Source organism: Rhizobium sp. P1_E6 (assembly GCF_056405875.1).
This window is the reverse complement of sequence record NZ_JBFUBG010000004.1, coordinates 153,563-180,199: the sequence shown is the minus strand read 5'-3', so window position 1 is coordinate 180,199 and position 26,637 is coordinate 153,563. Positions and strand designations below refer to the sequence as shown.

Genomic DNA, 26,637 nt, shown 5'->3' with positions numbered 1-26,637 from the left:
GGGAAAAAGCTCTTCGATGCGTGGCCGATGAAATAGGCTGATGCCATCAGGCCGGAAAGCACGAAGGCTGCGATGCGTGTCTGGAAACCGATGAGCACCAGGAAGCCGAGCGTGAGTTCGATAAGGCCGGCAACCCACGAAAGCGAGCCGATGGGCGGCACGCTTGCTGCAGCCGGGAAAAGCAGGATCTTTTGCGTCCCGTAGCTGAAAAGCACAAGTGACGAGACGATGCGCAGCAGGCTCAAGAAATGCGGCTGCAGCAAATGGATCGAAGAGAACATTCGTTTCCTTTCATATTGTGATGCCCTTTCCGGTGTAAGGATCGCGGTCGCGACAGCAAATCACGACTGCTGACATTGGCGTTATGAGATTGGGGAGAGAGGCCGCTGGTGGGCCCGCAGCCGTCTTGTCTTTCTTCCTGCAACGTTACAGTTTTTCTTTCCGCCGGCCTGTACTTTGCCATCAGGCTTGGCTAAACCCCGCGCAAACGGTCAGTCCATAACTGAGAGATGGGATTCACAGATGATCGATCCGAAAACGCTTGCCGACCGCTTCCCCGGCGATTTCACCTTCGGTGTTGCCACCGCTGCCTTCCAGATCGAAGGCGCCAGCAAAGCCGATGGCCGCAAGCCATCCATCTGGGACGCCTTCTGTAACATGCCGGGCCGCGTCCATAACCGTGATAACGGCGATGTCGCCTGCGACCACTATAACCGGCTGGACCAGGACCTCGATCTCATCAAGAGCATGGGCGTCGATGCCTATCGTTTCTCGATCGCCTGGCCGCGCATCATCCCCGATGGCACCGGTCCGGTGAACGAGGCCGGCCTCGATTTCTACGATCGTCTCGTCGACGGCTGCAAGGCGCGCGGCATCAAGACCTTCGCGACGCTCTATCACTGGGACCTGCCGCTGCTGCTCGCCGGTGACGGCGGCTGGACGGCGCGTTCGACGGCTTACGCCTATCAGCGTTATGCCAAGACTGTCATGAGCCGCCTTGGCGACCGCCTCGACAGCGTCGCGACCTTCAACGAGCCTTGGTGCATCGTCTGGCTCAGCCATCTCTATGGCATTCATGCGCCGGGCGAGCGCAACATGCAGGCCGCGCTTCATGCCATGCACTACATGAACCTTGCGCATGGTCTCGGTGTCGAGGCGATCCGTTCTGAAGCGCCTGGTGTGCCTGTCGGTCTGGTGCTCAATGCCTCCTCGATCATTCCCGGTTCGGACAATGCGGCCGATCTTGCTGCCGGCGAACGCGCCCATCAGTTTCATAACGGCGCTTTCTTCGACCCTGTCTTCAAGGGTGAATATCCCAGGGAATTCGTCGAGGCACTCGGCGATCGCATGCCCATCATCGAGGACGGTGACCTCAAGATCATCAACCAGAAGCTCGATTGGTGGGGCCTGAACTACTACAAGCCGGAGCGCGTCGCCGACGATGCCAGCCGCAAGGGCGACTTCCCCTGGACGGTGGAAGCACCTCCTGCAAGCGACGTGAAGACGGATATCGGCTGGGAAGTATATTCGCCGGGCCTCAAGCTGCTCGTCGAGGACCTCTACCGCCGCTACGAACTGCCGGAATGCTACATCACCGAGAACGGCGCCTGCGATAATACCGATGTGGTCGATGGTGAGGTCGATGACGTGATGCGCCTCGACTATGTCAGCGATCACCTCGATGTCGTTGCTGGTCTCATCAAGGACGGCTATCCGATGCGCGGTTACTTTGCCTGGAGCCTGATGGACAATTTCGAATGGGCGGAAGGCTATCGCATGCGCTTCGGCCTCGTCCATGTCGACTACGAAACGCAGGTTCGCACGCTCAAGAAGAGCGGCAAGTGGTATCGCGAACTCGCCAGCCAGTTCCCGAAGGGTAATCACAAGGCCGTCTGAGGCCAGGTATTTCTAGCAGACATTTTCGGCGGGGCATCAATGCCCTGCCGTTTCAGATCGCATTCAGCGTCTTTGCTGCTGCGAGACGTTTTCCTCTCGTCATTTTCCGTCCGTCGCGGAAATTCCGGGCGAGCAGCGCAAGCTGGACGGAGCCGGCCAGCACTTCCAGCGTTTGCATTCCGTAGAAGAGAATATCGAACAGGCCTGCCGTCGCGCGAAGGTAAAGCAGGACTGCCAGGGGCAGGAGGATCAGCAGCCCGTTTGCTGCAATGATCTTCATCCGTCTGCGCTTCCTTTCGATAGCCGGCGAAAGACGGTCGCGGGCAAGTGAAAAGCCGCTGCCGCCTGACATTGCGAGCGCCGGGATCAGCAGACAGAGGCCGGCAAGGATCGCTTTCTTGACGGCAAGAATAGCGGTCGCATCCAGAAGAAGTTCGGAGATCAGTGTTGCGGTCAGAAAACCCGCAATCAGGATCATGGCGACTGCGCCCGCGCCGGCATGAATGATCGTTTTCATTTCCGCTCCTCGCTTTTTGTGGCGTCCAGCGCCAGCCGTTGGTCGAACCTGTTCAGAAGATCGAGCGCCGCCCGCAGCTCCGTTGCATTTAGCCCGCCGGCAAGCGCATTGACCCAGCCGGTAAGAAGCGCTGATATCCGCGCATAACTCTCAGCGCCTTGCGGCGTCAGCACATAGAAGGGCGAGCGCTGATGGCGCGGGTTGGGCCGCTTTTCGATGAAGCCGTCTTCCTCCAGCTTGTTCACCTGCTTTTGGGCGCCCTGGCGGGTCATGCCCATCATCTCGGCAATGGCGGGCACCGTGACATGACCGGGAGACAGCGAAATTGCTCCGAGCACCTGCCAGCGGGCGCTGGTGAGGTTCAGCGGTGCGCCCAGCCGGTCGCCGCCGTCCAGCAGTCGTCCGTTGATGCGGAAGACCATAAGCATGATGTCCGTCAGCAAATCCGCTGCGATCGTGCGTTTCAAGATCTGCGGTTCTCCATATGAAATTACGGAAACTAGTTACCATTATTGGAAACTAGTTGTCAATCTGCGGAAATATGAGGTATTCCAGTAAATCCTGAGCCGGATTCTCGATAGTTCTCATGATTTTAAGCGTTTCTTGACCCTTGACTGCGAAGGTTTATTGAACGGGGAGTTGTATGAATTGCCGGCAGTCTTGAGGTCTAAAAGCAACGGATCGGGTTTGGGCCGCCATACCACGGTTACTGGCGTGCTTTTTTCCTTTGCGATCATTGTCGCTGTTGTCACCATCATGGTTCTGACGGCGCTGGAGCGTGTTTCCGAAAATGCCAATGTGCTAGACGACGAGCGTTCGCGTGAAACGACGGTTGGCGCAGTCAAGACCTTCGAGAACCAGCTTGCTGCTACGCTTGATGACTACGCCGCCTGGGATGACGCGGCTGCCAATGTCTACGAGCCGGAGGGCATGGCATGGACGATCAGCAATTATGGCGAGATGTCCCTCAATAGCTCTCTCTTCGATATGGCCATCGTCATTGACGACCAGAAGGAGACCGTCATGTCCTATCAGGACGGTTTGCCAATGCCGATGCCGGTCAGTGATTTCTTCTCCCCATCACTTTGGCGGCTTCTGGACAAGGTTCGTGGACCTGATGCCGGCGAGAAGCCGGAAGCCACCGGTTTCATCAAGACCGCCAGAGGCATTGCCGCCGTCGGTATCGCGCTTGTGCGAGAGAAGTCAGGTGAGCTTGATATTCCTGCCGGTCGACATCGCTATCTGATTTTCGCCCGGCATCTCGATGATGCAAAAATATCTGCTCTCGGCACCACTTACGTGCTGAACGGATTGCGGCTGGTGCCAGCGGATTTTGCCTCGTCCTATTCGGTGGAAATCGCAGACCCTGCTCGCGCGGTTCTTGGCAAGCTTGTCTGGGTGTCGCGTTCGCCCGGCGATATCGGTTATGCGCAGGTTCGGCCCATGGTCATTCAGGCGCTTGGTCTTGTCGGCCTGTTCTTCGTCGTCCTGCTCATCATCGGCTGGCTGGCCGGGCGACGCCTGAAGGCGGAGGAAAACAGTGCGCGTGCGGAAGCGCTTCGCGATCGTCTGAGCGGTCTTTCCAACCGCGATGGCTTGAGCCTCGCGATGGACAGTTTCGTCGTGGAAGCGCGACAAACGAAGCGGAACGTCCTGCTGCTCTATCTCGACCTCGACGGCTTCAAGGAAGTCAACGACAGCTATGGCCATGGCACTGGCGACCAGCTGATCCGTGCTGTTGCGGCGGGGCTGGACGTGCTGATCCCTGATGATGCCGTGCTCGCGCGCATCGGCGGTGATGAATTCGCAATCGCTTTCCTTTCGGATGCGGAAAACGCCGCCGCACTGCAGCTGGCGGAGCAGATCCTCGATTTCCTTGCCGAGCCGCTCGAAGTCGGCCGGCGGATCGTCGTGGTTGGCGCCAGCATCGGCATCGCCATGTCGTCGCTCGGCTCGATCGACCGTGAAGAACTGGTACGCCGCGCCGATCTTGCCATGTACAAGGCAAAGGAAGCCGGACGCGCCCGCATGACGCTCTACGATCCGGCCATGGATACCGATCGCGCGCAGCGCAACGCGCTGGAGCTCGACCTGCGCATGGCAATCGAAAGCGGCGATCTCACGCTTGCCTATCAGCCGCTCGTCGACGCCGCGACGCATGAGATGAATGGCGTCGAAGCGCTGGTACGCTGGAACCGGCCCGGCCACGGCCCGGTTTCGCCTGAAGTCTTCATCCCCATTGCCGAAACCAGCGGGCTCATCGAATCCCTTGGCCTTTTCGTGCTGCGCAAGGCCTGTGAAACGGCTAAGCAGTGGCCGGAGCTGAAGATCTCGGTCAACGTTTCCCCGGGCCAGTTCCGCAATCCGGCCTTCACCGATTATGTTCGCTACGTGCTGAAGCAGACGGAGATCGAGGCAAGCCGCGTTACGCTTGAAATCACTGAAGGCTACATGATCCAAAACCCGCAGCGCACGCGCCAGTCGATCGATCGCCTCAAGTCGCTCGGCGTCAAGGTGGCGCTCGACGATTTCGGCTCCGGCTTCTCTTCGATCGGCTACCTCCGGCAGTTCGGCTTCGACCGCATCAAGATCGACCGCTCGCTGGTCATCGATGTTACCACTGACAGCCGGCAGCGGGAAATGCTGCAGGCGACGGTGGCACTAGCCCGCGCACTGGATATCCCCGTCACCGCCGAAGGCATCGAGACGGAGGAGCAGGCAATTGCGCTGCGTCTCTTCGGCTGCGACAGCCTGCAGGGCTATTTCTTCGGCAAGCCGATGGCCGCCGATCAGATCAATGGCTTGCTGCAGGAGCGACGCAAGACCCGGTCGCAGCGCCGAATCGCAGGGTAGAGCTTCGCTCTATCTCTCAGCTCTCAAGCAATTCCGGACGCAAAACTGCTGCGCACTTTTGCTGGAATTCCTCTACGTGCCGATATGTTTTTGGCCGCGCTTCTTGGCGAGTGCGATCTGGTGCTGGCGCTGACGATAGCGCAGACGGTCTTCTTCGCTGCGCGTATGGTAGCAGTTGCTGCAGGAAACGCCTTCCTCGTAGTGAGGCGAGGTGACCTCTTCTACCGTGATCGGGTTGCGACAGGCATGGCAGAGCTTGTGCTCGCCTTCCTTCAGGCCGTGTTCGACGGAAACGCGCTCGTCGAAGACGAAGCAGGCCCCTTCCCAAAGGCTTTCTTCCTGCGGCACTTCCTCAAGATATTTCAGGATGCCGCCCTTGAGGTGATAGACCTCTTCGAAGCCCTGTTCCTTCATGAAGGCGGTCGCCTTCTCGCAGCGAATGCCGCCGGTGCAATACATTGCAATCTTCGGCTTGTTGTGCAGGCCGGGATTGTTGTGCACCCAGTCTGGAAACTCACGGAAGGTCTTGGTCTGGGGGTCAAGCGCCCCGCGGAAGATGCCGATCGCCGTCTCGTAGTCGTTGCGGGTATCGATGACTATTGTGTCGGGATCCGAGATCAGTGCATTCCAGTCACTGGGATCGACATAGGTCCCGACCACCTTGTTGGGGTCGATATTCTCGACGCCCATGGTGACGATTTCTTTCTTCAGTTTCGCCTTCATGCGCAGGAACGGCATTTTGGACGCGCGGCTTTCCTTGTGCTCCAGGGCAACAAATTCCGGCTGCGCGCGCAGGAAGGAGAGGACGGCATGGATGCCGGCATCCGGTCCGGCAATCGTGCCATTGATGCCCTCATGAGCGAGCAGAAGCGTGCCCTTCACGCCATTCTCCTCGCACAGCGCCTGCAACGGCGCCTGCAGGCTCTCGAAGCGCGGCAGGGATACGAAATGATAGAGCGCTGCCACCAGGAAGGGGCTTGTTTGGGTCGCATTGTCGGTCATGCGCGTGGAAATACAGAATATGCCGTCCCTGCGCAATGACATTACGCAAGGACGGCATTGTCGGATTGTGCCTATCCGCGCGCCTTCCATTCGGCGTAGGACCGCATGCCAAACGCAGCATCCGGCTCCTCGTCGAGCACGCTCAGGAATTCGATCGAATGTCCGTCGGGATCGTTGAAATAGAGCGACAGCGCCGGCATCCAGCCGATGACGATCGGTTCGGTGATCGGCTCGCCGTGAAAGCCGTGCAGTTTCAGGCCCTTGTCGATCAGCAGCGCCGGCGCCCGCATCATTTCCTCCTGCGACAAGCGGAAGGCCATGTGCAGGCGCATCTTCAAGGGGCTGGTGCCGGTTTCCCAGAGGCCGAGCATGGCGTTCTTCTTGCCGTTCACCCAGAAGAAGGCGATGCGGCGTTCGGGAAATTCGGCGGCGAATTCGAGGCCCAGAATATCGCGGTAGAAGGGAATGGAGGTCTTCAGATCGGCGACGGTGAGATGGGTTTCGTAGATGCCCTGGATTTGCGGCATCGCGGCATTTTCGGCAGACATATTTTCCTCGGCAAGGTTCATTGACCGGCCGAGGCTACGACCTCAACTGATGTTGAGGTCAATGGGCAAATGCATCAATTTCGGAGCGAGCCCCAGAGTAGCTCCAGACGCTGCGCTTCATCATCGGGATCGTCGCCGTAGAGCGTTTCGGCGCTGAGCAGCGCCTCGCGGCGATCCTCCTGCTGGCGAAAGATGACGGCGTCCAGCAAATGGGCGAGATCGTCATTGCGGGTGAAGAGCTGCGGCTCCGCCTCCACGAGATCCGAGAGCACAGCGAGGTCGTTGATATGACCCAGGCGCTCGACAAGCTCCTTGGCGAAGTCGCGTTTGGCCTTCATCGCGCTCGGCCAGAGATCGCGCAAAAGCGCGTGGTAGAGGCGGTAGTCATAGGTGCGCTTGCGCAGTTCGTGGAAGTCTTCAGCCGCCGCATCCTCGTGGCAGGCATCCAGTGCCTCCCTCGCACGCGATGCCGTCCGGCGCCAGCTCTTTGCCAGCATGCGGGCATTCTTGCGATGGCTCTTGTCGAAGGCGACATCGTCGAGCGCTGCGATCGCTTCCCGCAAGGCGTGGGCAGCGTCGTGCAGCCGCTGTTCGAGGCCGCTTTCGGCTTCCGACATCCAGTCGCGCCGCGCCTCCAGGATAGAGACAATGCGGCCGAGCGCCTCGGCTTCTTCCGGGTTGCGGGCATTGTCCTGCAAGTAGCGAGCGGTATCGACAATTGCTGCGGCATCGCGGATCGCAGAGAGCGACCTTGCGGTATCCCTCAGCCGGGCGTTTTCCTGCTTCTGGAATTCCGGCACTTCGCGGGACACCAGACGATAGAGCGAGCGCAGCCGCTTGATGCTCTTGCGGAAGGCGTGAATTGCCTCATGGGCGCCTTCCGGCCGCTCTTCCAGGACGGTGATGGCGCGCGTGAGCTGCTCCTCGGCCACGCCTCGGAACTCGTCGGTAAAGTCGGCCTCAGGCCGTATGCGATAGCCCATGCCTGTCGTGCTCGAATTCTGTGGCAAGCGCCTGATTGGAATAGCGGAAGTCGCCCGTCACCTCGCGGCCGAGCCAAGCGGGCAGGGAGGGACTGTCGGTCTCAGCCTGCATCTCGACCTCGGCGATGATGAGGCCGCGATGGACGCCGGCGAAAACATCGACTTCCCAGACGAAACCTTCATGGGGCACGCGATGGCGCGTCTTTTCGATGACGATGCCGATGGCGTTTTCCAGCAGTTCCTCGGCGTCGGAGACGGGGATCTCATATTCGAATTCGTCGCGGGTGAGTGTGCTTCGGCCGATCTTCAGCGTTAGCCGCGCAGTCTTTTCATCAAGTATGCGAACGCGTACGGAGCGGTCGTCCATCGAGGCGACATAGCCCTGTTTCAGGACCGATTTCGACTGGACTGCGGAGCGCCATGCATCGCTGCGTACGAGGAACTTCCGCTCGATCTCTTTCGCCATACGAATGAACCTTTTGTGACGGTCGCAAAAGCCTAGCCCAATTCCCACCGATTTAATACCCGTCTTGTCGCGCGGGCTGGTTTTATCTCGACAAGCCCTTGTGAGAGCGTTATTCGAAAGCCGATTTCAATCGTTTAAGGGAACTGCGGCCATGGGCGAGAAGACAGAGAAACTCCTTTCCATCCTGAAACTCCAGCCCGTCGTTCCGGTCCTGATCGTCGAGGACGCGAAGTCGGCCGTGTCTCTCGCCCGCGCGCTCGTTGCCGGTGGTTTGAAGGCCATCGAGATCACCATGCGCACCCCGGCTGCTCTGGATGCCGTGCGCGCGGTTGCTGCTGAAGTAGAAGGCGCAGAAGTCGGCGCCGGCACCATTCTGAACGCTGCCCATTGGGAGGCCGCCGTACAGGCTGGCTCCAAGTTCATCGTCAGCCCCGGCACGACCCAGGAGCTTCTGGATGCTGCAGCCGATTCTCCGGTACCGCTGCTTCCGGGTGCTGCGACCGCAAGCGAAGTCATGGCGCTGCGCGAAGAAGGCTATCAGGTGTTGAAGTTCTTTCCGGCCGAGCAGGCCGGCGGTGCGGCCTATCTCAAGGCGCTTTCCTCGCCGCTTGCTGGGACGTTCTTCTGCCCGACCGGTGGCATCTCGCTGAAGAATGCCAACGACTATCTCTCGCTGCCGAACGTCATCTGCGTCGGCGGTTCGTGGGTTGCGCCGAAGGAGCTGGTTGCCGCAGGTGACTGGGCAGGCATCACCAAGCTCGCCTCCGAAGCTTTCGCGCTGAAGGGATGAGCTCTTAAAGCCCAGGTTTTGAAAGCTGACAGGTTTGAACGGGGGTGGCTGTACCGCCCTCGTTTGTATTTCGGCAGTCGCAAACCTATGTTCTCCTCCAGCCTTTAAAACAGGGAGAAGATGAGGACATGTTCGACGCGAAGAAACTACTGGACCAGTTTCTGGGATCGCAGGTGCCGGGCGTGGGCGGCAGCGTGCGCGACCGGGCAGGCGATGCGATCCAGGTGGCCAAGGACAATCCGTTGAAGGCCGGCGCGCTTGCCGCCGCGCTTCTCGGCACCAAGACCGGCCGCAGCATTGCAGGCAATGCCGTCGCTATCGGCGGTCTCGCAGCCATCGCAGGTCTCGGCTACCAGGCCTGGAAGAACTATCAGGCCGGACAGGCGCCCGCAGCACCCTCCGATGCGCCAACGGCGAACAATCCCGTTCTCCTGCCACCGCCTGCCGAATCCGGCTTCGGCTCGGCTTCACCTGCGACCAGCAATGAATTCGTGCTCATCCTCATCCGCGCCATGATTGCTGCGGCCAAGGCCGATGGCCATATCGACGATGCGGAACGCACGCTCATCATGGACAAGGTCAAGGCCGCCGATGTCAGCGGCGAGGCCGCAAGCTTCATCGAGCGCGAGCTTTCGGAGCCGACGGATATCGATGCGCTTGTCGCAGCCGCGGTGACAGAGGAACAGAAGGTCGAACTCTATACGGCGTCGCGCTTGACGATCGAACCGGATTCGCGTGCAGAACGCGGATATCTCGACCTGCTTGCCGGCCGGCTCGGTCTGCCCGACCAGCTCGTCGATCATATCGAAGCGACGGTCTCCTCCGCCAAGGTCACTCTCTCCCAGTAATCTTGGGGTCCCTCGGAGCTCAGTGACACTGCGGCCAGTTGCCTTTAGAGGGCGGCTGGCCTATCCACTCCCGGACAAGAGGAGTGACCCTATCCATGAGCCCGGAAAGCCGTTCGCAGGCGATTGCCGCTGCTATCATTCTGGTTTGTGCCGGGCTGGTGATCTATTTCCTGCCGACCATCGTGCTGTGGATCGGCGCTTTCTCGCCGACATTGGCGGTCATCGTCGGCGTCTGCCTGCTGATGTGCTTCTTCGGGATATTCTGGCTGCGGGCGCGCTATCAGCGCAGCAGGAAGCCATAAGCCATAAGCGGAAGCCTATCCCTGCAGGGAGGCTCCGAGCAGCAACACACCCATCAGGATCACGAGAACAGCGCCTGATATCTCGATCGTATTGCCGATCCAGACGGAGGCGGACGAGCCGCGGCCAGAGAGGCGCACCGCCGTGCTCTTGGCCGTGACGGCGAGGGTGGCGAGGATCGCGACCGTAATCGCGGTGCCGAGCGACATGGCAACGACGGAGAGTATACCGCCGAGATAAAGCCCGTTCAGCAGCGAGAAGGTCATGACCAGCAATGCGCCGGAGCAGGGGCGTAAGCCCACGGCGATAACCGCCGACCAGGCTTCGCGCATGCTGAACTTGTCACCGCTGACAAGCGATGGATCGGGCAGGTGCGAATTGCCGCAGGTCTCGCAGACCATGCCGGGCACGTAGCTATGGCCGGGTTCTACGGCCTGGGCCTTGCCGTTGAAGCTGAAATTCGCGCTCTGGCGCTCCGAGGCATTGTCCTTCCAATCCAGCATCATGCTGACCGGGCCGGCCGGTGTCGCCATCAGCTCACGGCGCGGCAGGCTGCCAGCCATAGAGCGCAGCTTGCGGAAAAGCAGCCAGCCACCAAAAAGGATGACCATCACGAAGCTGGCGATTTCCATCGCATGCGTTGCCATGGTCAGCGTGACGCCGGTGCCGCGCAGCACCAGCCATGCTCCGCCGACCAGGATGACCGCCATGACGCCCTGCACGAAGGCAGAGATGAAGGAAATGACGACGCCGCGTCGGAGTTCGATCTCGTTGGCGATCATATAGGAGGAGATGACGGCCTTGCCGTGGCCGGGGCCGGCGGCATGGAAGACGCCATAGGCGAATGAAAGGCCGATCAGCGAGGAAAGCTGCCAGGGGTCCTGACGCATGTCCTTCAATGCACCGGTCAGGGCGCGATAGAAGGCCTGCTGTTCGTAATTCACGTAGAGAAAAAGAGGCGCCAGCGGCCCGCCCGTCGGCTGGAAGCTCGGCTCCGCCGTTCCGATGCCGAGCGGCGATTGCGCATGAGCGGCGGCGACCATGACAGTAAGCGCGAGCAGGGCGAGGGGCAGGCGTTTCGTCAGCATGTGATTTCCAGCCGGGTGGCAAACAGTTTTGACATATTGGTGCCGGTCGGATCGTTGAAGAAAGCGTCGGTCAGCGACTGCTTGTTTTCCGAGATCACTTCGTCTGCGTCGGGGCGCACGACCGCGTGCTTGCAGGCCTTGAAGCCATCGCCGACCATGGCAAGTTCGTTGTCGGTTGGGAAATCGATCGATGTGTAGAGCGTCGGATCATAGACGCCGAAGGTCAGCTTGCCTTTCAGCGGCATCTTTTCCACCGGCTTGACGGCAAAGAACATCAGGAGCTGGCCGTCCTTATAATCGACATGGATGATGTCGGGCTTCTGGACGGTGATGTTCTTCCCGTTGATCGTCATGTTCATGTAGTAGTCGTAGTCGGCAAGCGAATCCCGGACGGTTTTGCCGACTTCGGCAAGTTCGTTCGGTTCCAGCTTCAGATCGGTGTTCTTGTCGAAGTCCATGACGACCGAGGAAGAGAAGACCTCGTCGAAGCGCCAGACATTGCGCAGTTCCTGAATGCTGCCGTCAGGTGCGGCGACAACTTCCAGCCGCGCCTCCACGAAAATATGCGGATGGGCGAAGGCGGTGGCGGGGGCAAGCGAAAGAAGCCCGGCCGTCAGAAGTGTCGATCTTTTCATGCTTACCCGCTGCCCTGTTCGGTTGGGGTGATTTCTCACCAGAAAATGGGACGGAATTGGGACCGCCCCTACGACGCTTGGGCGCGCATCCCGCTCGCTCAGGGATGTTTCTTGAACCAGTTGTGGAGGTAGTCCACGAAGATCCTGACCTTTGCCGGCAGATAGCGCCGGTGCGGATAGACAGCGTAGATGCCACGATCGGTCGGAATATAGTCGTTGAACAGCGTCACCAGCCTGCCGTCCTCTATCGGCTTGCGGGCGATGAAGTCGGGAATGAGCGCAATGCCGATCCCTGACAGCGCGGCGCGCAGGGTCGCGTGCGGGCTGTTGACTTCCATCGGGCCGGAAACGGCGACCGCAAAGGAGGTGCTGTCGGGATTGTAGAAGCGGATGCTTGCCTGGCTGCGGGAATTGGTGTCGACGATGAAGGGGACGTTGGAAATATCGGTCGGGTGCTCGATATTGGGGTAGCGTTCAAGGAATTCCGGCGTGGCGCAGATATGGACGCGGAAATCGGAGATCTTGCGGGCGATCATGCCGGAATCTTCGAGTTTGGTCACGCGGACCGCGACGTCGAAGCCTTCCTCGATCAGGTCGACGAAGCGGTCGTCGGCAGCGATCTCCAGCTGCAGGTTTGGATTTTCCTTGGCGAAATCGATCAGCGACTGACCGACATCGGCATCGACGAAGGTGCGTGGCACCGAGACCTTCAAGCGGCCCTTCAGCTGCGCATTGTTCTCGCGCACAAGGTCGGCAAGGTTGTCGATCTCCTTGAGGATATCGGACGCGGTGCGATAATAGGTGTGGCCGGCCTCGGTCATGGAGAACTGCCGGGTGGTACGGTTGAGCAGCAGCGCGCCGAGTTCGTCCTCCAGTTCGCGCACATATTTGGATAGCAGTGCCTTGGAGCGGCCGGTGCGCCGCGCAGCGGCGGAAAAGCCTTCTGCTTCCACCACATCGATGAAGGCGCGTATGCGGGTCAAGGTGTCCATGGGCGGTCCTCCAAATCTGTTGAAGGAGGTTGAACAAATTGTCCTTCATCGTTCAATTATTTTTTTGGGCCGGAGCGCAAAATTTCTCTTGATTGTGAAGGCAAATATTCTTATTTCCCACTCAGCCCAAAGTCGCACGTGCCCATGGGTGTCCGCCGAACCCTCGAATTGGTGAGGAAATCGGTAAGGTACCTGGAATTAACCCCTCCAGTCGCTATTCCGGCCAACCGGAAAATGCGAGGACGCCTGAAGCAACGACGGTGCGGGCCTTTTTGTTCTCTCCCTGCTTTCCATCAGCGGGGGTTACTGAAGAGGCACACCTTCATTGCCGGAAGTGCGGCAGGGATATTCCCTCCAATCCATGGCAGACAAAGCCGAACCCATACCGCATTCGCGGCGTTGGTTCACTATTCGCGCATCAAGCGCCGTCAAGGATCCGGGGTCTCCACCGGCTGGTTCCTGAGCGGTTCTTGTATGCCCTTTGTCCTCCGGTTCATGCCGGAGCTCTGGAATTGGAAGAGGGAATCGATATGACCACCCAGCGCATCCGCGACTTTCTCGCAACCCGACGTCCCGACGGTCCCTGCCTCGTGGTTGACCTCGACGTCATCAGCGACAATTTTCATGCCTTCCGTCACGCCATGCCGGACAGCGCCATCTACTATGCCGTCAAGGCTAACCCGGCCCCGGAAGTGCTGAAGCTGCTCGCAGGCCTCGGCTCCAACTTCGATTGCGCGTCCGTCGCAGAAATCGAAATGGCGCTTGAGGCCGGTGCGACCGCAGCTCGCATTTCCTACGGCAACACGATCAAGAAAGAACGCGACGTTGCCCGTGCGCATGCGCTCGGCGTCAGCCTCTTCGCAGTCGACAGCCACGAGGAAGTTGAGAAGATTTCCCGTGCAGCTCCGGGCGCCCGCGTATTCTGCCGCGTCCTGACCGATGGCGAAGGTGCTGAATGGCCGCTATCGCGCAAGTTCGGCTGCGTTCCGCAGATGGCCGTCGACGTTCTCGTCTACGCTCATCAGCTCGGCCTGCAGTCTTACGGCGTGTCGTTCCATGTCGGCTCGCAGATGACCAAGGTCGATGCATGGGATTCGGCGCTTGCCGATGCCAAGCGCGTCTTCGTCCAGCTTGCCAAGCAGGGCATCCACCTGCAGATGGTCAATATGGGCGGCGGCTTCCCGACCAAGTATCTGCGCGACGTTCCGTCCGCGGAAGCTTACGGCAAGTCGATCTACCAGGCGCTGCGCACGCATTTCGGCAACCAGATCCCGCAGACGATCATCGAGCCGGGTCGCGGCATGGTCGGCAATGCAGGCGTCATCAAGGCTGAAGTCGTTCTGATTTCCAAGAAGTCTGATAATGACGACGCCCGCTGGGTCTTCCTCKACATCGGCAAGTTCGGCGGTCTCGCCGAAACCATGGACGAGGCCATCCGCTACCCGATCCGCACCGAGCGCGACGGCGACGAGATGGAGCCCTGCGTGATCGCCGGCCCGACCTGCGATTCGGCCGACGTGCTGTACGAGAAGAACCTTTATCCGCTGCCGATCACCCTGACGATTGGCGACGAGGTCCTGATCGAAGGCACAGGGGCCTACACGACGACCTACTCGGCGGTCGCTTTCAACGGTTTCGACCCGCTGAAGGCCTACGTCATCTAAGGTCCGACTTCGCCAGCCCCGTAACCAGCCGGGGCGGCATCTTCACAATTCCTCTTCATCGCCGCTGATAACGGTATTGGGTACGGGAGGCCAAGATGGCCGCTGTTCTTGATTCTGTCCGCGCATTCTTTGCGCCTGTTACTTTCACCATCGACGCGGAAAATCCGTCCGACGTCGTCGCTCGCGAGAGCTTGCTCGATCGCGTCATGGGTCCGGACCGTCGCAAGAAGTCGTCGGAAATGATCCGCCGTAACCGCGTTCCGGCCGAAGGCCTGGCGCTGGTCGCGCGTGACCGTGACGGTCGTGTCATAGGCACGGTGCGCCTGTGGAACGTCGAAGCCGGTATCAACCACGAGGGCACGCCGCTCGACGCCCTGCTGCTCGGCCCGCTTGCCGTCGACGGCAGGCATGGCGGCAAGGGCATCGGCTCGGCGCTGATGCGTGCGGCGATCCTCGAAGCAAAAAACCGCGGCCACGGCGCGATCCTGCTCGTCGGCGATGCGGACTATTACGAGCGTTTCGGCTTTTTCGCCGAGAAGGCTCGTCACCTTGTCATGCCCGGTCCCTTCGAACGCTCGCGCTTTCTGGCGCTGGAGCTCGTTGAGGGCTGGCTTGGCGGCGCTGCCGGCATGATCGTTCCTTCGGGACGCATGCTGGCTGGCGCGCCGGTCCGGAAGGCGGCCTGACCGGCAAAGCCCCTCCCAATCTCCGGGAGGGGCTTTTTTTGTTTAAGTGCTATCACTGGTGGCTTAGGGAGCCTTAGCCTCGACGCGGCCATTGTCTATCAGCCAGCGGACGGCTTCCTGCACGGCTTGCAGCGAGCTGTGCCACGGGGTGAAGCCGAGCAGCCGGCGGGCTTTTTCCATCGAACAGTTGGGGCTGCGGGCGAGATGTTCCCAGGTGGCTCTCGCCTCTTCCGGGTTCTGTTTTTCCGCCCAGGCTTCATAGGGGAGGAATTCCAGTTTTGGTTCCTTGCCGAACCACGCGGCCATCGCCTCCGCATACCCCCGTAGCGTGAGCGCTTTTTCCGACACTGCGTGGAAAGCCTCGCCGATCGCCGCCTGCGGCTTTGCGATGGCGGCCATGAAGAGCTCGGCAATGTCGTCGGCATGGACGTGGTGCACGGTTTCCATGCCGAAATTCGGTAGAGCCAGCGTCTCGCCGCGCGCCAGCGTCGTGAAGACATTGGGATTGAAGTGGCCTGCCGGGTTTAATGGGTTCCAGCCGGGGCCGACGATATGGCCGGGATGAATGAGGGTCGCAGGAAAGTTTCTCTCTCGCGCCATCCGTAGCAGATAGGCTTCGATGGCTGCTTTCTTCACGCCGTAGTCGCCGAAGGGCTTCTTCGGTGCCTCTTCGGGTGTCGGCACGACGGTGGAGAAACCGTGCGTCCAGATCGTGCCTGTATGAAGAAAATGGCCGACATGGCCTTCGAGGGCGGTCACGAGCTGTTCGTTACTGTCAGGCGTGAAGCAGATCATGTCGATGACGATCTCGCCACCCAACGCGCGAATCTCATGGCCGAACCGGCCTTCCGCCTCAAGCGCTGCCCGATCCATATGCCTGATGTCGACGCGGCTCCATGCTTCGTGTGCCTTGTAGGGCGCGGCTGCGCCGCGGCTGATCGCCACCACCTCATGGCCGGCCTCGACAAGGCGGGGTACGAGATAGGTGCCGACATGTCCTGTTGCTCCGATGACGATCACTCGGGCCATGCAGTCTCCTCCAAATGCGCATATGGGCTGATCATGTGCAGTATGTCGTGCCGCTTTGCGGGACTGCAAGTGGCCTGTGCGCGGATCATAAAGTTTCACGTCCGCGTGAATCACTGATCTCCGCTGCTGATTTCGGCATGCAGTTGCGCTAGCTCATTGCTCCATGATCAAGCGCCTTGTTCTCTGTCTTCTGCTGCTCGCCCCTGTCTCCGCTGTCGCCCAGCAGCAGGGGAGCACCGTCTCAACTCTCCTGGACAGTGTCGGAAGTCGAGACGAGATGAAGCCGCTGAAAACGGTCGTCGTCGCCCGTGATGGGCGTGTGGTGGCAGAGCGCGGCTATCGCGGTCATACCCCGTTGGAATCGACCAACATCAAATCCGCTTCGAAATCGATCATGTCGGCGCTGGTCGGCATCGCTATCGGCAAGGGCTTGCTGGAAGGGCCGGATCAGAAGATCGCGCCGATCCTGAAGGCAGATCTGCCCGCTTTTCCGGATTCGCGCCTCAACGACATCACGATCGGCAATCTGCTCTCCATGCAGGCGGGATTGGATCGTATGTCGGGGGCGAATTACGGGCGCTGGGTCTCCTCACGCAACTGGGTGCGTTTTGCGCTCTCACAGCCTTTCGTCGATCAGCCCGGCGGGGAGATGCTCTATTCCACCGCCTCTACACATCTTCTTTCCGCCATTCTCACCAAGGTCGGCGGCAAGTCGACGCTGGCGTTGGCGCGCGAATGGCTCGGTCCCGTCGAGGGCTTTCGGATCGGTGCGTGGGAGCGCGATCCGCAAGGCATCTACCTCGGTGGCAACCAGATGGCGATGAGCGCCCGATCGCTGCTTGCCTTCGGCGAGCTTTATCGCAATGGCGGGCGCGCGGGCGACGGCAAACAGGTGGTTCCGGCGGACTGGGTGGCGCAGTCCTGGCAGCACCGCACCAATTCGCGTTTCTCCGGTGACGAATATGGCTATGGCTGGTTCACCCGACAGATCGGCGGAGAGCAGGTGCATTTCGCATGGGGCTATGGCGGACAGATGCTCTACATCGTTCCGTCGCTCGATCTCACGGTCGTCATGACCTCGCAGGAGAGCGGCCCTTCGGCCCGCGACGGCTACCGAGATTCGCTGCACGGCCTGCTGGCTGACATCATCGGGACAGTACGGTCCACCTGACGCACAAAACCAGATGTCGCTAAATTTTTAGCGAAGCATCCAATCAAACTGCAAATCGCTTCCTGTAGGGTCCGCCGCGTGGGACTTCAGGATAGGCTCGATGCTGCTGGATCTGCGGACAATCTATTTCATCGTAGCGGTGAGCTGCATCGTTTTGAGCGCGCTCCAGTTCGCTGCCTATGCGACGGGCCGCTTCGAGCGCTGGCCGCTCTGGTGGGGTGCCAGCAACCTGCTGGTCGGTATCGGTTCCTTCCTCGTCGCGCTACGCAATCTCGTTCCCTATTATATCTCGATCGATGCGGGCAATGTGCTGACCATCGTCGGCTATATGCTGATGTTTTTTGCCGTCCGCGCCTTTGCGGGGCGTCCGATCGACCGGCGCTATTCCTGGCTCGTGATAATCTGCGGCAGCATGCCCGTGGCCCTTTTCATCAGCGATCCCGCAGCGATATCTGAGCGTCTCCTTTATGTCTCGGTGATCTGCTGCCTCTGCGATATCACCATCGCCAGGGAAGCAGCGGGCATTCTCCGCCGTGAGAAACTTTATTCGGCGGCTCTTCTTCTGGGGCTTTACGTCGTCACCGCAGCGATCTTCGCGGTTCGCAGCCTTCTTGCTGCAACCGGAGACATCGGCGGGCCGGATCCCTTTGGCGGCAGCATCATCCATAGCTGGATGGCGGTGTCGGCAGTGGCTTTCATCATGCTTCGCAGCATGGCGATGGTGCTGATGGCGGCGGAGAGGAGCCGGAACCAGCTCATCGAGCTTGCGCATCACGATGCGCTGACCGGGACGCTCAACCGCAGCGGCCTTGCCCAGTATGTGCCGTTGCTTGCCGGCCAGCCGGTATCGCTTCTCATCATCGATATCGACAATTTCAAGCAGTTGAACGACCAGCACGGTCATGCCGCCGGCGACGAGGTCCTGCGACTTTTCTCCAAAGTGTCGAAGGGTATCATGCGTCCCTGCGACCTGCTTGCCCGGCAAGGCGGGGATGAATTCCTGGCGGTGCTCCGCAATGTCGATCGGGAAGAAGCAGTAGAGATCGCAAACCGCATTCGCCTTTCGTTTGTGGCAGCCGTCATGCAGATGCCGGATCTGGCGACCTTCCCGACGCTCAGCATCGGCGTTTCCACACGCACGGAAGAGGGCGGGGATTTCGAGCGGCTCGTGCAGAAGGCAGATGAGGCGCTCTACCGTTCGAAGCGCGAAGGCCGCAACCGGGTCGAAGTGTCAGGGGAAAAGCAGCACGCGGCTTGAGCGGGTGGCCTAAGTCTAGATATTTTGATCCATCGTTTCGGCCGGGATTTCATCATTGCGATGAATACGCACAACAGCCGCCGGAACACCGGCAACCGTGCAATGAGCAGGAACTGCTTTCAGCACAACACTGCCGGCTGCGATCTTGCTGAAAGCGCCGATCTCGATATTGCCGAGGATCTTCGCACCGGCGCCGATCATCACGCCGTGGCGGATCTTCGGGTGGCGATCACCTGTCTCCTTGCCCGTGCCGCCAAGCGTGACGTTCTGCAGAATAGAGACTTCATCTTCGATGACGGCCGTCTCGCCGATAACGATGCCCGACCCATGATCGAGCATGATCGAGGAACCGATCCGTGCCGCTGGATGGATATCCGGGCCGAAGACCAGCGAGGCGAGATTGGAAAGCCAGCTTGCAATCTCTACGCGGCCAGCCATCCACAGGGCATGGGCAATACGGTGTGTCTGAAGGGCATGGAAGCCCTTCAGGTTCAACAATGCGTGCAGATAGGTGGTGCAGGCGGGATCGCGTTCGCGCACGGCCAGAAGATCGGCTTCGATGGCGGCGCCGATATCGGGGTGGTCCTGCAATGTGCCGTAGAACAGCTGGAACAGGTCTTCGGCATCGACCTTCGCGACCGAGAGGCGCGCCGAGATCACATGTGCGATGATATGGGTATCATTTTCTGCGCGGATGATCTGTGTCGAAAGCAGTTTACGAAGAGTCGGCTCGCGATCCGCCAGATCGATAGCTTCGGCACGGATGGTGGGCCACGGAGAACCCATGCTACCGCCCGTTCGCTCTTCTGGTGCTGCTATCCTTGTCATCGGCATCCGTTTTTCCTCAGGCCGCAATATCTACTACACCGCAATCGCCGGTCTCGGAAGCAAAAGCGAGCAGCTTGCCGTCCCTGCTCCAGCTCATACCGGTGATCGCCCCCTTGCCGGGGCGACGCAGCAGCGCTTCCTTGTTGTCGGCGAGGCGAACGGCAAGGATCATGCCATCAATGAATCCAATGGCGAGGATATCCTCAACCGGGTGGAATTTCACCGCGGTTGCCATGATGTTGGCACGGGTGCCTAGCTCCAGCGGCGCCTTGCCCATCGGACCGTCCTTGCCCTGGAAGGGCCAGACGATGGCGGCCGGCGCGCCCGAAGAGGCAAGCCACTTGCCCTTGGCGGACCAGGAGAGCGACTTCACCTTGGCAGGATAGCCGGTCATGCGCATGTGACGGGCCTCAGTGCCCGACTTGACGTCGAGTTTCCAGCCGTGCAGCGCATTTTCCTGCATCGATGTGACGAGGAAGTTGCCATCAGGCGAAAAGGTGACGCCGGTATGAGCGCCCTTCCATTCGAGATCGACAGGCTTGGCGCTCGTGCCGACCCAATGCAGCGATACGCCGTTATAACGGGCGGCAGCAATACGCAGGCCCTTGGGCGCGAAGGCGATGCCTTCGACCGTGCGCTCTTCGGGAAATTCCTTAGACGTGCCATCGGCGAGGCGCACGAGCGTGCTCTTGCCGTGGGAATAGGCGATTGCGCCCTGCGGACCGGCGGCGACTTGCGAAATCCATTTGCGCGGTGCTGAGGCAATTTCGCTGACGCTGCCGTCAGCAGTAATGCGCAGCACCTTGCCATCCTCGCCGCCCGAAATCAGGCTTTCACTGTAGGGATCGCGGATCGCCGTCAGCATGCCCTGATGGGCTTCGATGACCTTGTCGCCGCCATCGAGCCGGTGAAAGGTACCGTCGGCATTCGCGAAGAAAGGGACATCACCTAAAAATTCGACGGCCAGAACGTGGCCGTCGAGATCAAGCGGTGCAACTGTTGGCATCAGGCGGTCGCCTCACACGCCTTGAAGGATTCTTCGAGCTTGGCGCGGTCGAGGTCGCGGCCGATGAAGACGAGACGGCTCTCATGCTTTTCGCCGTCCTTCCAGGGGCGCTGATGGTCGCCTTCGATGATCATATGTACGCCCTGGACGACATAACGCTCGGCGTCACCCTTGAAGGCGATGATGCCCTTGAGGCGCAGAATGCTCGGGCCTTGCGTCTGGGTGATCTTCTGGATCCAGGGGAAAAAGCGTTCGGGGTTCATCTCGCCGCCCCGCAACGAAACGGACTGCACCGTCACGTCATGGATTGCCGACATCTCACCATGATGATGGTGGTGATGGTCATGATCATGATGGTCATGACCATGGTGATCATGATCGCAATCCGGACCGCAAACATGATCGTCATGGCCGTGCTCGAGGAAATGCGGATCGTTTTCCAGCGCGCGCTCAAGGTTGAAGGCGCCCTGGTCCAGAACGCGAGCGAGATCAACGCCGGAACGGCTCGTCTTATAGACGCGAGCAGCCGGGTTGATGGCGTTCACGATGTCTTCGATCTGGGCCAGTTCTTCCGGCGTGACGAGATCGGTCTTGTTGATGATGACGACGTCGGCGAACGCGATCTGGTCTTCTGCCTCACGGCTGTCCTTCAGGCGCAGCGGCAGGTGCTTGGCGTCAACTAGGGCGATGACGGCATCGAGCTCGGTCTTGGCGCGGACGTCGTCATCCATGAAGAAGGTCTGGGCAACCGGAACCGGATCGGCAAGGCCGGTGGTTTCGACGATGATGCCATCAAAGCGGCCGGGGCGGCGCATCAGGCCTTCGACGACGCGGATGAGGTCGCCGCGGACAGTGCAGCACACACAGCCATTGTTCATTTCGTAGATTTCTTCATCGGACTCGACGATGAGGTCGTTATCGATGCCGATCTCGCCGAATTCGTTGACGATGACAGCATATTTCTTGCCGTGATTTTCGGAAAGGATGCGGTTGAGCAGGGTCGTCTTGCCGGCACCGAGATAACCGGTGAGCACGGTGACGGGGATGGGCTTCTGCTGTGTCTGGATCGCGTCGGTCATGAGAACCTCGAAAGTAGGATATTGACCCCGACGGCAAAGTCCGGAGCCAGAATGGGTCGGTTTCATATAGGCGCTTGGAAGCGGCAGTTCAAAGGGTTTTGTATGTTATAAGATCACATTGCTTTCTGTGCAAAGCCGCGTCTTCATCGCAGCGTTTCTGCGTTGAAAGCATCGACATCCAGCAGCAGTTCCACCAATCCGCTGACGGCATGGGCGATCAGGGCCTCACCCTTTTCCGCAGTCGCCTTTTTCGCATTGCCTGCGACGCCCTGCGGGTTGAGATCGGACATCTTCCAGCCGAAGGCATGCGGACCATAAGCGCGCAGGTGCTTGAAGCGCCGAGCGAACTCTGTCTGGTTGGAAGGAAAATCTGCGGCTTTCTCCATATCCACCCTGTCCGGATAGAGCGCCAGCATGACGGATGTTTCGATATCTCCGCCGTGAATGTCTACAGCCTTTTCATCAGGCAAGATCACACCCTCCGGCAGGCCGAAGCGGGTCCAGCTCGTGGCGACAGCCAGCATGTTGAAGCGCACACGCGCCTCCGTGGCGACGATGGTCATCAGTGGCGAGTTGCCGCCATGGGCGTTCAGCATCACGAACTTGCGGATACCGAGCTTCGAGAGGTTTTCCGCTATGTCGAGCCAGCGCTTCACGGCTGTCTCGAAAGAGAGCGTCTTCGTTCCTTCAACATCCATGTGCTCTAAGGAGTAGCCGACCGATTCGATGGGGAGTACGGTGACGGGCAAACCGGCCGGAAGGGCGGTTTTGAGCCTGTTGATAATGCCCTGCGCGATCAATGTGTCGGTTTCGAAGGGCAGATGGGGACCGTGCTGTTCATGTGCGCCGAGCGGCAGCAGCGCAATCCACTGATGCCGCGCCTCTGGGGCAAGTGCGGGATCATTGTCCTCGAAACGGAACGACGGAACCAACATCGGCCTTGCCTCTTGTTTATGACGAGATGATGGGCAATGTCATAACGCAGCCTGGGCAGTGCTTAAAGATCAAAGGGATGGCAATGGGCAAGAAGCATAAGGACGGCAAGAAGCACAAGAAAAAGAAGGACCAGACCGAGTATACGCTTGTCGATCTTTCCCCGGCTTTGACGCAGGCTGCGCGCTCCATGCGCACGGTCCTTTCGCGCAACCTGCTCGAAAGCGGGCTCTATGCCGGCCAGGACGGCGTCATCATTTCCCTTACCGAAAGCGACGGCATGACAGCCGGCGGGCTTGCCCAGAAGCTCGGTGTCAAGGCGCCCACCATGACCCGTACGATCGGCCGCATGGAGGCGCAGGGCTTCCTCGAGCGCAAGCCCGATGCCGAGGATGCCCGCCTCACCAAGGTCTATCTCACCGATCTCGGCCGCGGAAGCGTTCAGGGGATCGAACTTGCCGCCTCCTCCTGCGACAAGCTCGCGACGCTGGATTTCTCCGAGAAGGAGATCCGCAATCTCGTACGCCTGCTCAAGGCAATCGACGCCAATCTGCAGGCAGAGGCAATGCATGCGGATGAAGATGAGGAAGACTGAAAATTTCCTCAAAGGCGAATTGCCTGTGCCGCTTAAATCTTTTAATTAAACTTTTTAAGGCTGTCGCTGCACTGCGGCAGCTTTAACCGGCTTTACGCGTTGCCTGGAGGAGGAGACGTGGTTCAGAAGATCAAGCTTTCGACGATTGCAGAAACGCTCGGCATATCAACGGCGACCGTTTCCCTTGCCTTACGCGACAGTCCGCTCGTTGCGGGCAATACCCGCGAAAAGATCAAGGAACAGGCCCGCGCGCTCGGTTACATCTACAATCGCCGTGCCGCCAGCCTGCGCACATCGCGTTCCGGCATTATCGGCGTTGTCGTGCATGACATCATGAACCCGTTCTACGGGGAAATCCTGAAGGCGATCGAAAGCGAACTCGACCGCAGTCGCCACACCTTCATTCTCTCGAACCATTACGATTCCGTCGAGAAGCAGCGTACCTTCATCGAAACCCTGCTGCAGCTCGGCGGTGACGGGGTCATCATGTCCCCGGCGATCGGCACACCGCCGGAGGATATCCAGCTCGCGGAAGAAAACGGCATGCCGGCCATTCTCGTCGCGCGCTCCATGGACAGCCAGGATGTACCGACCTATCGCGGTGACGACAGCTATGGCATTTCGCTTGCTACCAACCACCTGATCGGCCTTGGTCACCGGACGATTGCGATGATCGGCGGCACCGATCAGACCTCAACCGGGCGCGACCGCTATCAGGGCTACGTCAATGCGCTGCGCAAGGCCGGCATCGAGGTCGATCCGAACCTGCGCATTCCCGGCCCACGCTCGAAACAGGGCGGTTTCGAGGCGGCGGTGCATTTCCTTTCCCTGCCGCAAAAGCCGAGTGCTGCCGTCTGCTGGAACGATCTGGTCGCGATCGGCCTCATGAACGGCATTGCCCGCGCCGGGCTCGTGCCCGGCAGCGATATCTCGGTGACCGGTTATGACGATCTGGAGGAGGCTTCGATCGCCACGCCGGCACTGACCACCGTCTGGAACGGCCAGACGGAAGTTGGACGTCTTGCCGCCCGCGCCCTACTTGATCGACTTGCCGGCAGTCATGAGCCTGATGGCATTCATCTCATCAAGCCGGAAATGCGTATCCGCCAGTCCACCAGCCCTTATCGGCCGCGTTCCTGACCGCCGAAGCCAAGAGGAAAAGCTATGTCCCGCATTGCCGTTCTCGTTCCCGGGAAGATGCATGATCGCGTTCTCGCCCAGCTGAAGGATCGTTTCGAGGTGGTGGCCGTCGAGCGCGACGAGACGCTGAAGCTCGATGCCGAGACGGCGAAACGCATTCGCGGCGTAGCGCTCAGCGGCGCTTTCCCAGCCGCCTGGTTCGAGCAGTTGCCGAATTTGGAGATCGTCGCCAGTTTCGGCGTCGGCTACGACGGCATCGATGCAAAGCTTGCGGGCTCGAAGGGCATCATCGTCACCAATACGCCTGACGTGCTGAACGACGAGGTGGCCGACACAGCCATTGCGCTTCTGCTCAACGCTATTCGCGAGCTGCCGAAGGCGGAGAACTGGCTCAGGGATGGTAACTGGAAGCCGGGCGCTTCCTATCCGCTGACGCGCTTTTCGCTGAAAGGCCGGCATGTCGGCCTCTACGGTCTCGGCCGCATCGGCCTTGAAATTGCCAAGCGGCTGGAGCCCTTCAAGGTGAAAATCAGCTACCATACCCGCTCGCGCCACATCGATGCGCCTTATGATTATCACCCGACGCTGAAGGGGCTTGCCGAGGCCGTCGATACGCTGATTGCGATCGTGCCGAAAACGCCGCAGACGCACCGGACGATCAACGCGGAGGTTCTTTCCGCGCTTGGCCCCGATGGCATCGTCGTCAATGTCGGCCGCGGCTGGACGATGGATGAGGATGCGCTGATTGCTGCGCTCGATGCAGGCACCATTGGTGGTGCCGGCCTCGATGTCTTCTATGATGAGCCGAATGTGCCGGCCGGTCTGCTTTCTGCGCCGAATACGGTGCTGGTGCCGCATGTCGGCTCGGCCTCGATACCGACACGTAATGCGATGGCGGATCTGGTGGCGGAAAACCTCATCTCGTGGTTCGAGCAGGGCAAGCCGGTGACGCCGGTGGCGGAAACGCCGGTCAAGCAATAGGCCGTTCCCCGCTCCTTCCGTGAAGGCGGAGGGAGTGTTTTGCTTGTTCCTATTTTGCCCTTGGACTTTTTCCCGTTTCCCTACTTGGTCGGCCGGGAAGGATTGGCTATGATTGGCTCCGGCCGCGTTCATTCCCAGCGGCCGTGATTTTCATCGGCGGCATTTCGCCGTCTCAAGCTTACACATAGCGATTTGATCGGGGAGCGTCTGCTCCGCCCGGCGATTTCTCGTGCGGGCAGCCGGCGCCTCTGGAAGGAGGCAGAAATGGATTATCGCAAGCTCGGTCCCAGCGGGGCCGTCGTCACCGCATATTGCCTGGGCACAATGACCTTCGGGAAGGAGTCCGATGAGGCGGCCTCCTTCAAGATGCTCGACGACTATTTTGCCTGGGGCGGCAATTTCATCGATACGGCTGACGTCTACAGCGCCGGCGCATCGGAGGAGATCATCGGCCGCTGGCTCAAGGCACGCCCGGCAGAAGCAAAGCAGGCCGTAATCGCCACCAAGGGCCGCTTCCCGATGGGCGATGGGCCGAACGATATCGGCCTTTCCCGCCGTCATCTCAATCAGGCTTTGAACGACTCGCTCAGCCGCCTCGGTGTCGAGCATATCGATCTCTACCAGATGCATGCATGGGATGCGCTGACGCCGATCGAGGAGACGCTTCGGTTCCTCGATGATGCCGTTCGCTCGGGCAAGATCGGCTATTACGGCTTCTCGAATTATGTCGGCTGGCACATTGCCAAGGCTTCCGAAATCGCCAAGGCCCAGGGCTATACGCGGCCGGTAACGCTGCAGCCGCAATATAACCTGCTGATGCGCGACATCGAACTCGAGATCGTCGATGCCTGCCAGGATGCCGGCATGGGCCTTCTGCCCTGGTCTCCACTCGGCGGCGGCTGGCTGACCGGCAAGTACAAGCGCGACGAGACGCCGACGGGTGCAACGCGCCTCGGCGAAAATCCCAATCGCGGCGGCGAGGCCTATGCTGCCCGCAACGCGCAGGAACGAACCTGGGGTATCATCAGCATAGTGGAAGAGATCGCCAAGGCACGCGGCGTCAGCATGGCGCAGGTGGCGCTTTCCTGGGTGGCGGCGCGTCCGGCTGTAACCTCGGTCATTCTCGGTGCCCGCACGTCCGAACAACTCGCCGACAATCTCGCTGCTGCGCAATTCGTGCTTTCGGCAGACGAGACGGCAAAGCTCAACGAGGTCAGTGCGCCGATGCCGGGGCAATATCCCTATGGCGTGAACGGCAGCAATCAGCGTCACCGCAAGATCGAAGGCGGCCGCTGAGCTATTTCGCTAAAGATGAAGAAGGCCGTCGGAGCGAACCGGCGGCCTTCAGT

General features: G+C 60.0%; 28 protein-coding genes. 13 read left to right on the top strand and 15 right to left on the bottom strand.

What is annotated here, in order from left to right:
• Positions 1–281 (bottom strand): DoxX family protein (locus tag AC1D35_RS04670; RefSeq protein WP_477938247.1); only part of this gene is annotated, 281 nt, incomplete at its 3' end.
• 241 nt (positions 282–522) lie between these two features.
• Here AC1D35_RS04670 and AC1D35_RS04665 point away from each other — a divergent pair.
• Positions 523–1,896, top strand: coding sequence for a GH1 family beta-glucosidase (locus tag AC1D35_RS04665; protein WP_113310362.1), 1,374 nt, complete (start codon positions 523–525; stop codon positions 1,894–1,896).
• A 52-nt stretch (positions 1,897–1,948) separates the two neighbouring features.
• On the opposite strand, the gene AC1D35_RS04660 is transcribed toward AC1D35_RS04665, so the two are convergent.
• Positions 1,949–2,413 (bottom strand): hypothetical protein, encoded by a 465-nt coding sequence (locus tag AC1D35_RS04660; protein ID WP_113310361.1) that lies wholly within the window; start codon positions 2,411–2,413, stop codon positions 1,949–1,951.
• On the bottom strand, positions 2,410–2,880 hold the full coding sequence (locus AC1D35_RS04655; RefSeq protein WP_113310360.1) for a MarR family transcriptional regulator: 471 nt from the start codon (positions 2,878–2,880) through the stop codon (positions 2,410–2,412). The genes AC1D35_RS04660 and AC1D35_RS04655 overlap by 4 nt, the downstream gene beginning before the upstream one ends.
• Before the next feature lie 181 nt (positions 2,881–3,061).
• On the opposite strand from AC1D35_RS04655, the gene AC1D35_RS04650 reads away from it, so the two are divergent.
• Complete coding sequence (locus AC1D35_RS04650; RefSeq protein WP_113310410.1) at positions 3,062–5,266, top strand: EAL domain-containing protein; 2,205 nt, start codon at positions 3,062–3,064, stop codon at positions 5,264–5,266.
• Between the two features lie 72 nt (positions 5,267–5,338).
• On the opposite strand, the gene trhO is transcribed toward AC1D35_RS04650, so the two are convergent.
• The 4 genes from trhO to AC1D35_RS04630 form a co-directional block, all read right to left on the bottom strand.
• Positions 5,339–6,268: an oxygen-dependent tRNA uridine(34) hydroxylase TrhO gene (gene trhO / locus AC1D35_RS04645; RefSeq protein ID WP_113310409.1), complete on the bottom strand. Its 930-nt coding sequence runs from the start codon at positions 6,266–6,268 to the stop codon at positions 5,339–5,341.
• Positions 6,269–6,339: 71 nt separating this feature from the next.
• Positions 6,340–6,816 carry a VOC family protein gene (locus AC1D35_RS04640; RefSeq protein WP_477851775.1) on the bottom strand — a complete coding sequence of 159 codons (477 nt, stop codon included), beginning with the start codon at positions 6,814–6,816 and terminating at the stop codon, positions 6,340–6,342.
• A 74-nt stretch (positions 6,817–6,890) separates the two neighbouring features.
• Positions 6,891–7,799, bottom strand: coding sequence for a CHAD domain-containing protein (locus tag AC1D35_RS04635; protein ID WP_477851774.1), 909 nt, complete (start codon positions 7,797–7,799; stop codon positions 6,891–6,893).
• Entirely contained in the window at positions 7,777–8,265 is a 489-nt protein-coding gene (locus tag AC1D35_RS04630) for a CYTH domain-containing protein (RefSeq protein WP_113295995.1), read from the bottom strand. The genes AC1D35_RS04635 and AC1D35_RS04630 overlap by 23 nt, the downstream gene beginning before the upstream one ends.
• A 151-nt stretch (positions 8,266–8,416) precedes the next feature.
• Between AC1D35_RS04630 and AC1D35_RS04625 the strand changes: the two genes are divergently transcribed.
• From AC1D35_RS04625 to AC1D35_RS04615, 3 genes are all read left to right on the top strand, one after another.
• A complete protein-coding gene (locus tag AC1D35_RS04625; RefSeq protein ID WP_113181532.1) occupies positions 8,417–9,055 on the top strand; it encodes a 2-dehydro-3-deoxy-phosphogluconate aldolase in 639 nt (212 codons plus the stop codon).
• Between the two features lie 128 nt (positions 9,056–9,183).
• On the top strand, positions 9,184–9,903 hold the full coding sequence (locus AC1D35_RS04620; RefSeq protein WP_477851772.1) for a tellurite resistance TerB family protein: 720 nt from the start codon (positions 9,184–9,186) through the stop codon (positions 9,901–9,903).
• A gap of 95 nt (positions 9,904–9,998) precedes the next feature.
• Positions 9,999–10,205: a hypothetical protein gene (locus tag AC1D35_RS04615; protein ID WP_113295997.1), complete on the top strand. Its 207-nt coding sequence runs from the start codon at positions 9,999–10,001 to the stop codon at positions 10,203–10,205.
• Positions 10,206–10,220: 15 nt separating this feature from the next.
• On the opposite strand, the gene AC1D35_RS04610 is transcribed toward AC1D35_RS04615, so the two are convergent.
• The 3 genes from AC1D35_RS04610 to AC1D35_RS04600 all read right to left on the bottom strand — a co-directional run bounded on the left by AC1D35_RS04610 (position 10,221) and on the right by AC1D35_RS04600 (position 12,918).
• Positions 10,221–11,291 carry a nickel/cobalt transporter gene (locus tag AC1D35_RS04610; protein WP_477851771.1) on the bottom strand — a complete coding sequence of 357 codons (1,071 nt, stop codon included), beginning with the start codon at positions 11,289–11,291 and terminating at the stop codon, positions 10,221–10,223.
• A complete protein-coding gene (locus tag AC1D35_RS04605; RefSeq protein WP_113295999.1) occupies positions 11,285–11,926 on the bottom strand; it encodes a DUF1007 family protein in 642 nt (213 codons plus the stop codon). The genes AC1D35_RS04610 and AC1D35_RS04605 overlap by 7 nt, the downstream gene beginning before the upstream one ends.
• Before the next feature lie 98 nt (positions 11,927–12,024).
• Positions 12,025–12,918 carry a LysR family transcriptional regulator gene (locus tag AC1D35_RS04600; RefSeq protein ID WP_113296000.1) on the bottom strand — a complete coding sequence of 298 codons (894 nt, stop codon included), beginning with the start codon at positions 12,916–12,918 and terminating at the stop codon, positions 12,025–12,027.
• A gap of 530 nt (positions 12,919–13,448) precedes the next feature.
• Between AC1D35_RS04600 and odc2 the strand changes: the two genes are divergently transcribed.
• Together odc2 and AC1D35_RS04590 are read left to right on the top strand one after the other, a co-directional pair.
• Entirely contained in the window at positions 13,449–14,582 is a 1,134-nt protein-coding gene (gene odc2 / locus AC1D35_RS04595; protein ID WP_477938246.1) for an ornithine/lysine decarboxylase, read from the top strand.
• A 95-nt stretch (positions 14,583–14,677) separates the two neighbouring features.
• The gene (locus AC1D35_RS04590) at positions 14,678–15,268 is read left to right on the top strand and encodes a GNAT family N-acetyltransferase (protein ID WP_477851770.1); all 591 of its coding nucleotides are present in this window, start codon (positions 14,678–14,680) and stop codon (positions 15,266–15,268) included.
• 63 nt (positions 15,269–15,331) lie between these two features.
• Here AC1D35_RS04590 and AC1D35_RS04585 read toward each other — a convergent pair whose 3' ends face one another.
• Positions 15,332–16,297, bottom strand: coding sequence for an NAD-dependent epimerase/dehydratase family protein (locus AC1D35_RS04585; RefSeq protein WP_477851768.1), 966 nt, complete (start codon positions 16,295–16,297; stop codon positions 15,332–15,334).
• A gap of 163 nt (positions 16,298–16,460) precedes the next feature.
• Here AC1D35_RS04585 and AC1D35_RS04580 point away from each other — a divergent pair, with 163 nt between their 5' ends.
• A complete protein-coding gene (locus tag AC1D35_RS04580) occupies positions 16,461–17,468 on the top strand; it encodes a serine hydrolase domain-containing protein (RefSeq protein ID WP_113310354.1) in 1,008 nt (335 codons plus the stop codon).
• 100 nt (positions 17,469–17,568) lie between these two features.
• The gene (locus AC1D35_RS04575; protein ID WP_113310353.1) at positions 17,569–18,726 is read left to right on the top strand and encodes a GGDEF domain-containing protein; all 1,158 of its coding nucleotides are present in this window, start codon (positions 17,569–17,571) and stop codon (positions 18,724–18,726) included.
• Positions 18,727–18,741: 15 nt separating this feature from the next.
• On the opposite strand, the gene cysE is transcribed toward AC1D35_RS04575, so the two are convergent.
• From cysE to AC1D35_RS04555, 4 genes are all read right to left on the bottom strand, one after another.
• A complete protein-coding gene (gene cysE, locus AC1D35_RS04570) occupies positions 18,742–19,560 on the bottom strand; it encodes a serine O-acetyltransferase (protein ID WP_477851766.1) in 819 nt (272 codons plus the stop codon).
• 10 nt (positions 19,561–19,570) lie between these two features.
• On the bottom strand, positions 19,571–20,560 hold the full coding sequence (locus AC1D35_RS04565) for a WD40 repeat domain-containing protein (RefSeq protein WP_113296006.1): 990 nt from the start codon (positions 20,558–20,560) through the stop codon (positions 19,571–19,573).
• Entirely contained in the window at positions 20,560–21,639 is a 1,080-nt protein-coding gene (locus AC1D35_RS04560; RefSeq protein ID WP_113296007.1) for a CobW family GTP-binding protein, read from the bottom strand. Before AC1D35_RS04560 ends, AC1D35_RS04565 begins: the two co-directional genes overlap by 1 nt.
• 143 nt (positions 21,640–21,782) lie before the next feature.
• Positions 21,783–22,574 (bottom strand): creatininase family protein, encoded by a 792-nt coding sequence (locus AC1D35_RS04555; RefSeq protein ID WP_113296008.1) that lies wholly within the window; start codon positions 22,572–22,574, stop codon positions 21,783–21,785.
• Between the two features lie 83 nt (positions 22,575–22,657).
• Between AC1D35_RS04555 and AC1D35_RS04550 the strand changes: the two genes are divergently transcribed.
• From AC1D35_RS04550 to AC1D35_RS04535, 4 genes are all read left to right on the top strand, one after another.
• Entirely contained in the window at positions 22,658–23,167 is a 510-nt protein-coding gene (locus AC1D35_RS04550; RefSeq protein ID WP_113310352.1) for a MarR family transcriptional regulator, read from the top strand.
• Between the two features lie 117 nt (positions 23,168–23,284).
• Complete coding sequence (locus tag AC1D35_RS04545) at positions 23,285–24,307, top strand: LacI family DNA-binding transcriptional regulator (protein ID WP_007817439.1); 1,023 nt, start codon at positions 23,285–23,287, stop codon at positions 24,305–24,307.
• A gap of 24 nt (positions 24,308–24,331) precedes the next feature.
• On the top strand, positions 24,332–25,288 hold the full coding sequence (locus tag AC1D35_RS04540) for a 2-hydroxyacid dehydrogenase (RefSeq protein WP_113310351.1): 957 nt from the start codon (positions 24,332–24,334) through the stop codon (positions 25,286–25,288).
• A gap of 264 nt (positions 25,289–25,552) precedes the next feature.
• Complete coding sequence (locus AC1D35_RS04535; RefSeq protein ID WP_113310350.1) at positions 25,553–26,584, top strand: aldo/keto reductase; 1,032 nt, start codon at positions 25,553–25,555, stop codon at positions 26,582–26,584.
• Positions 26,585–26,637: the final 53 nt, after the last annotated feature.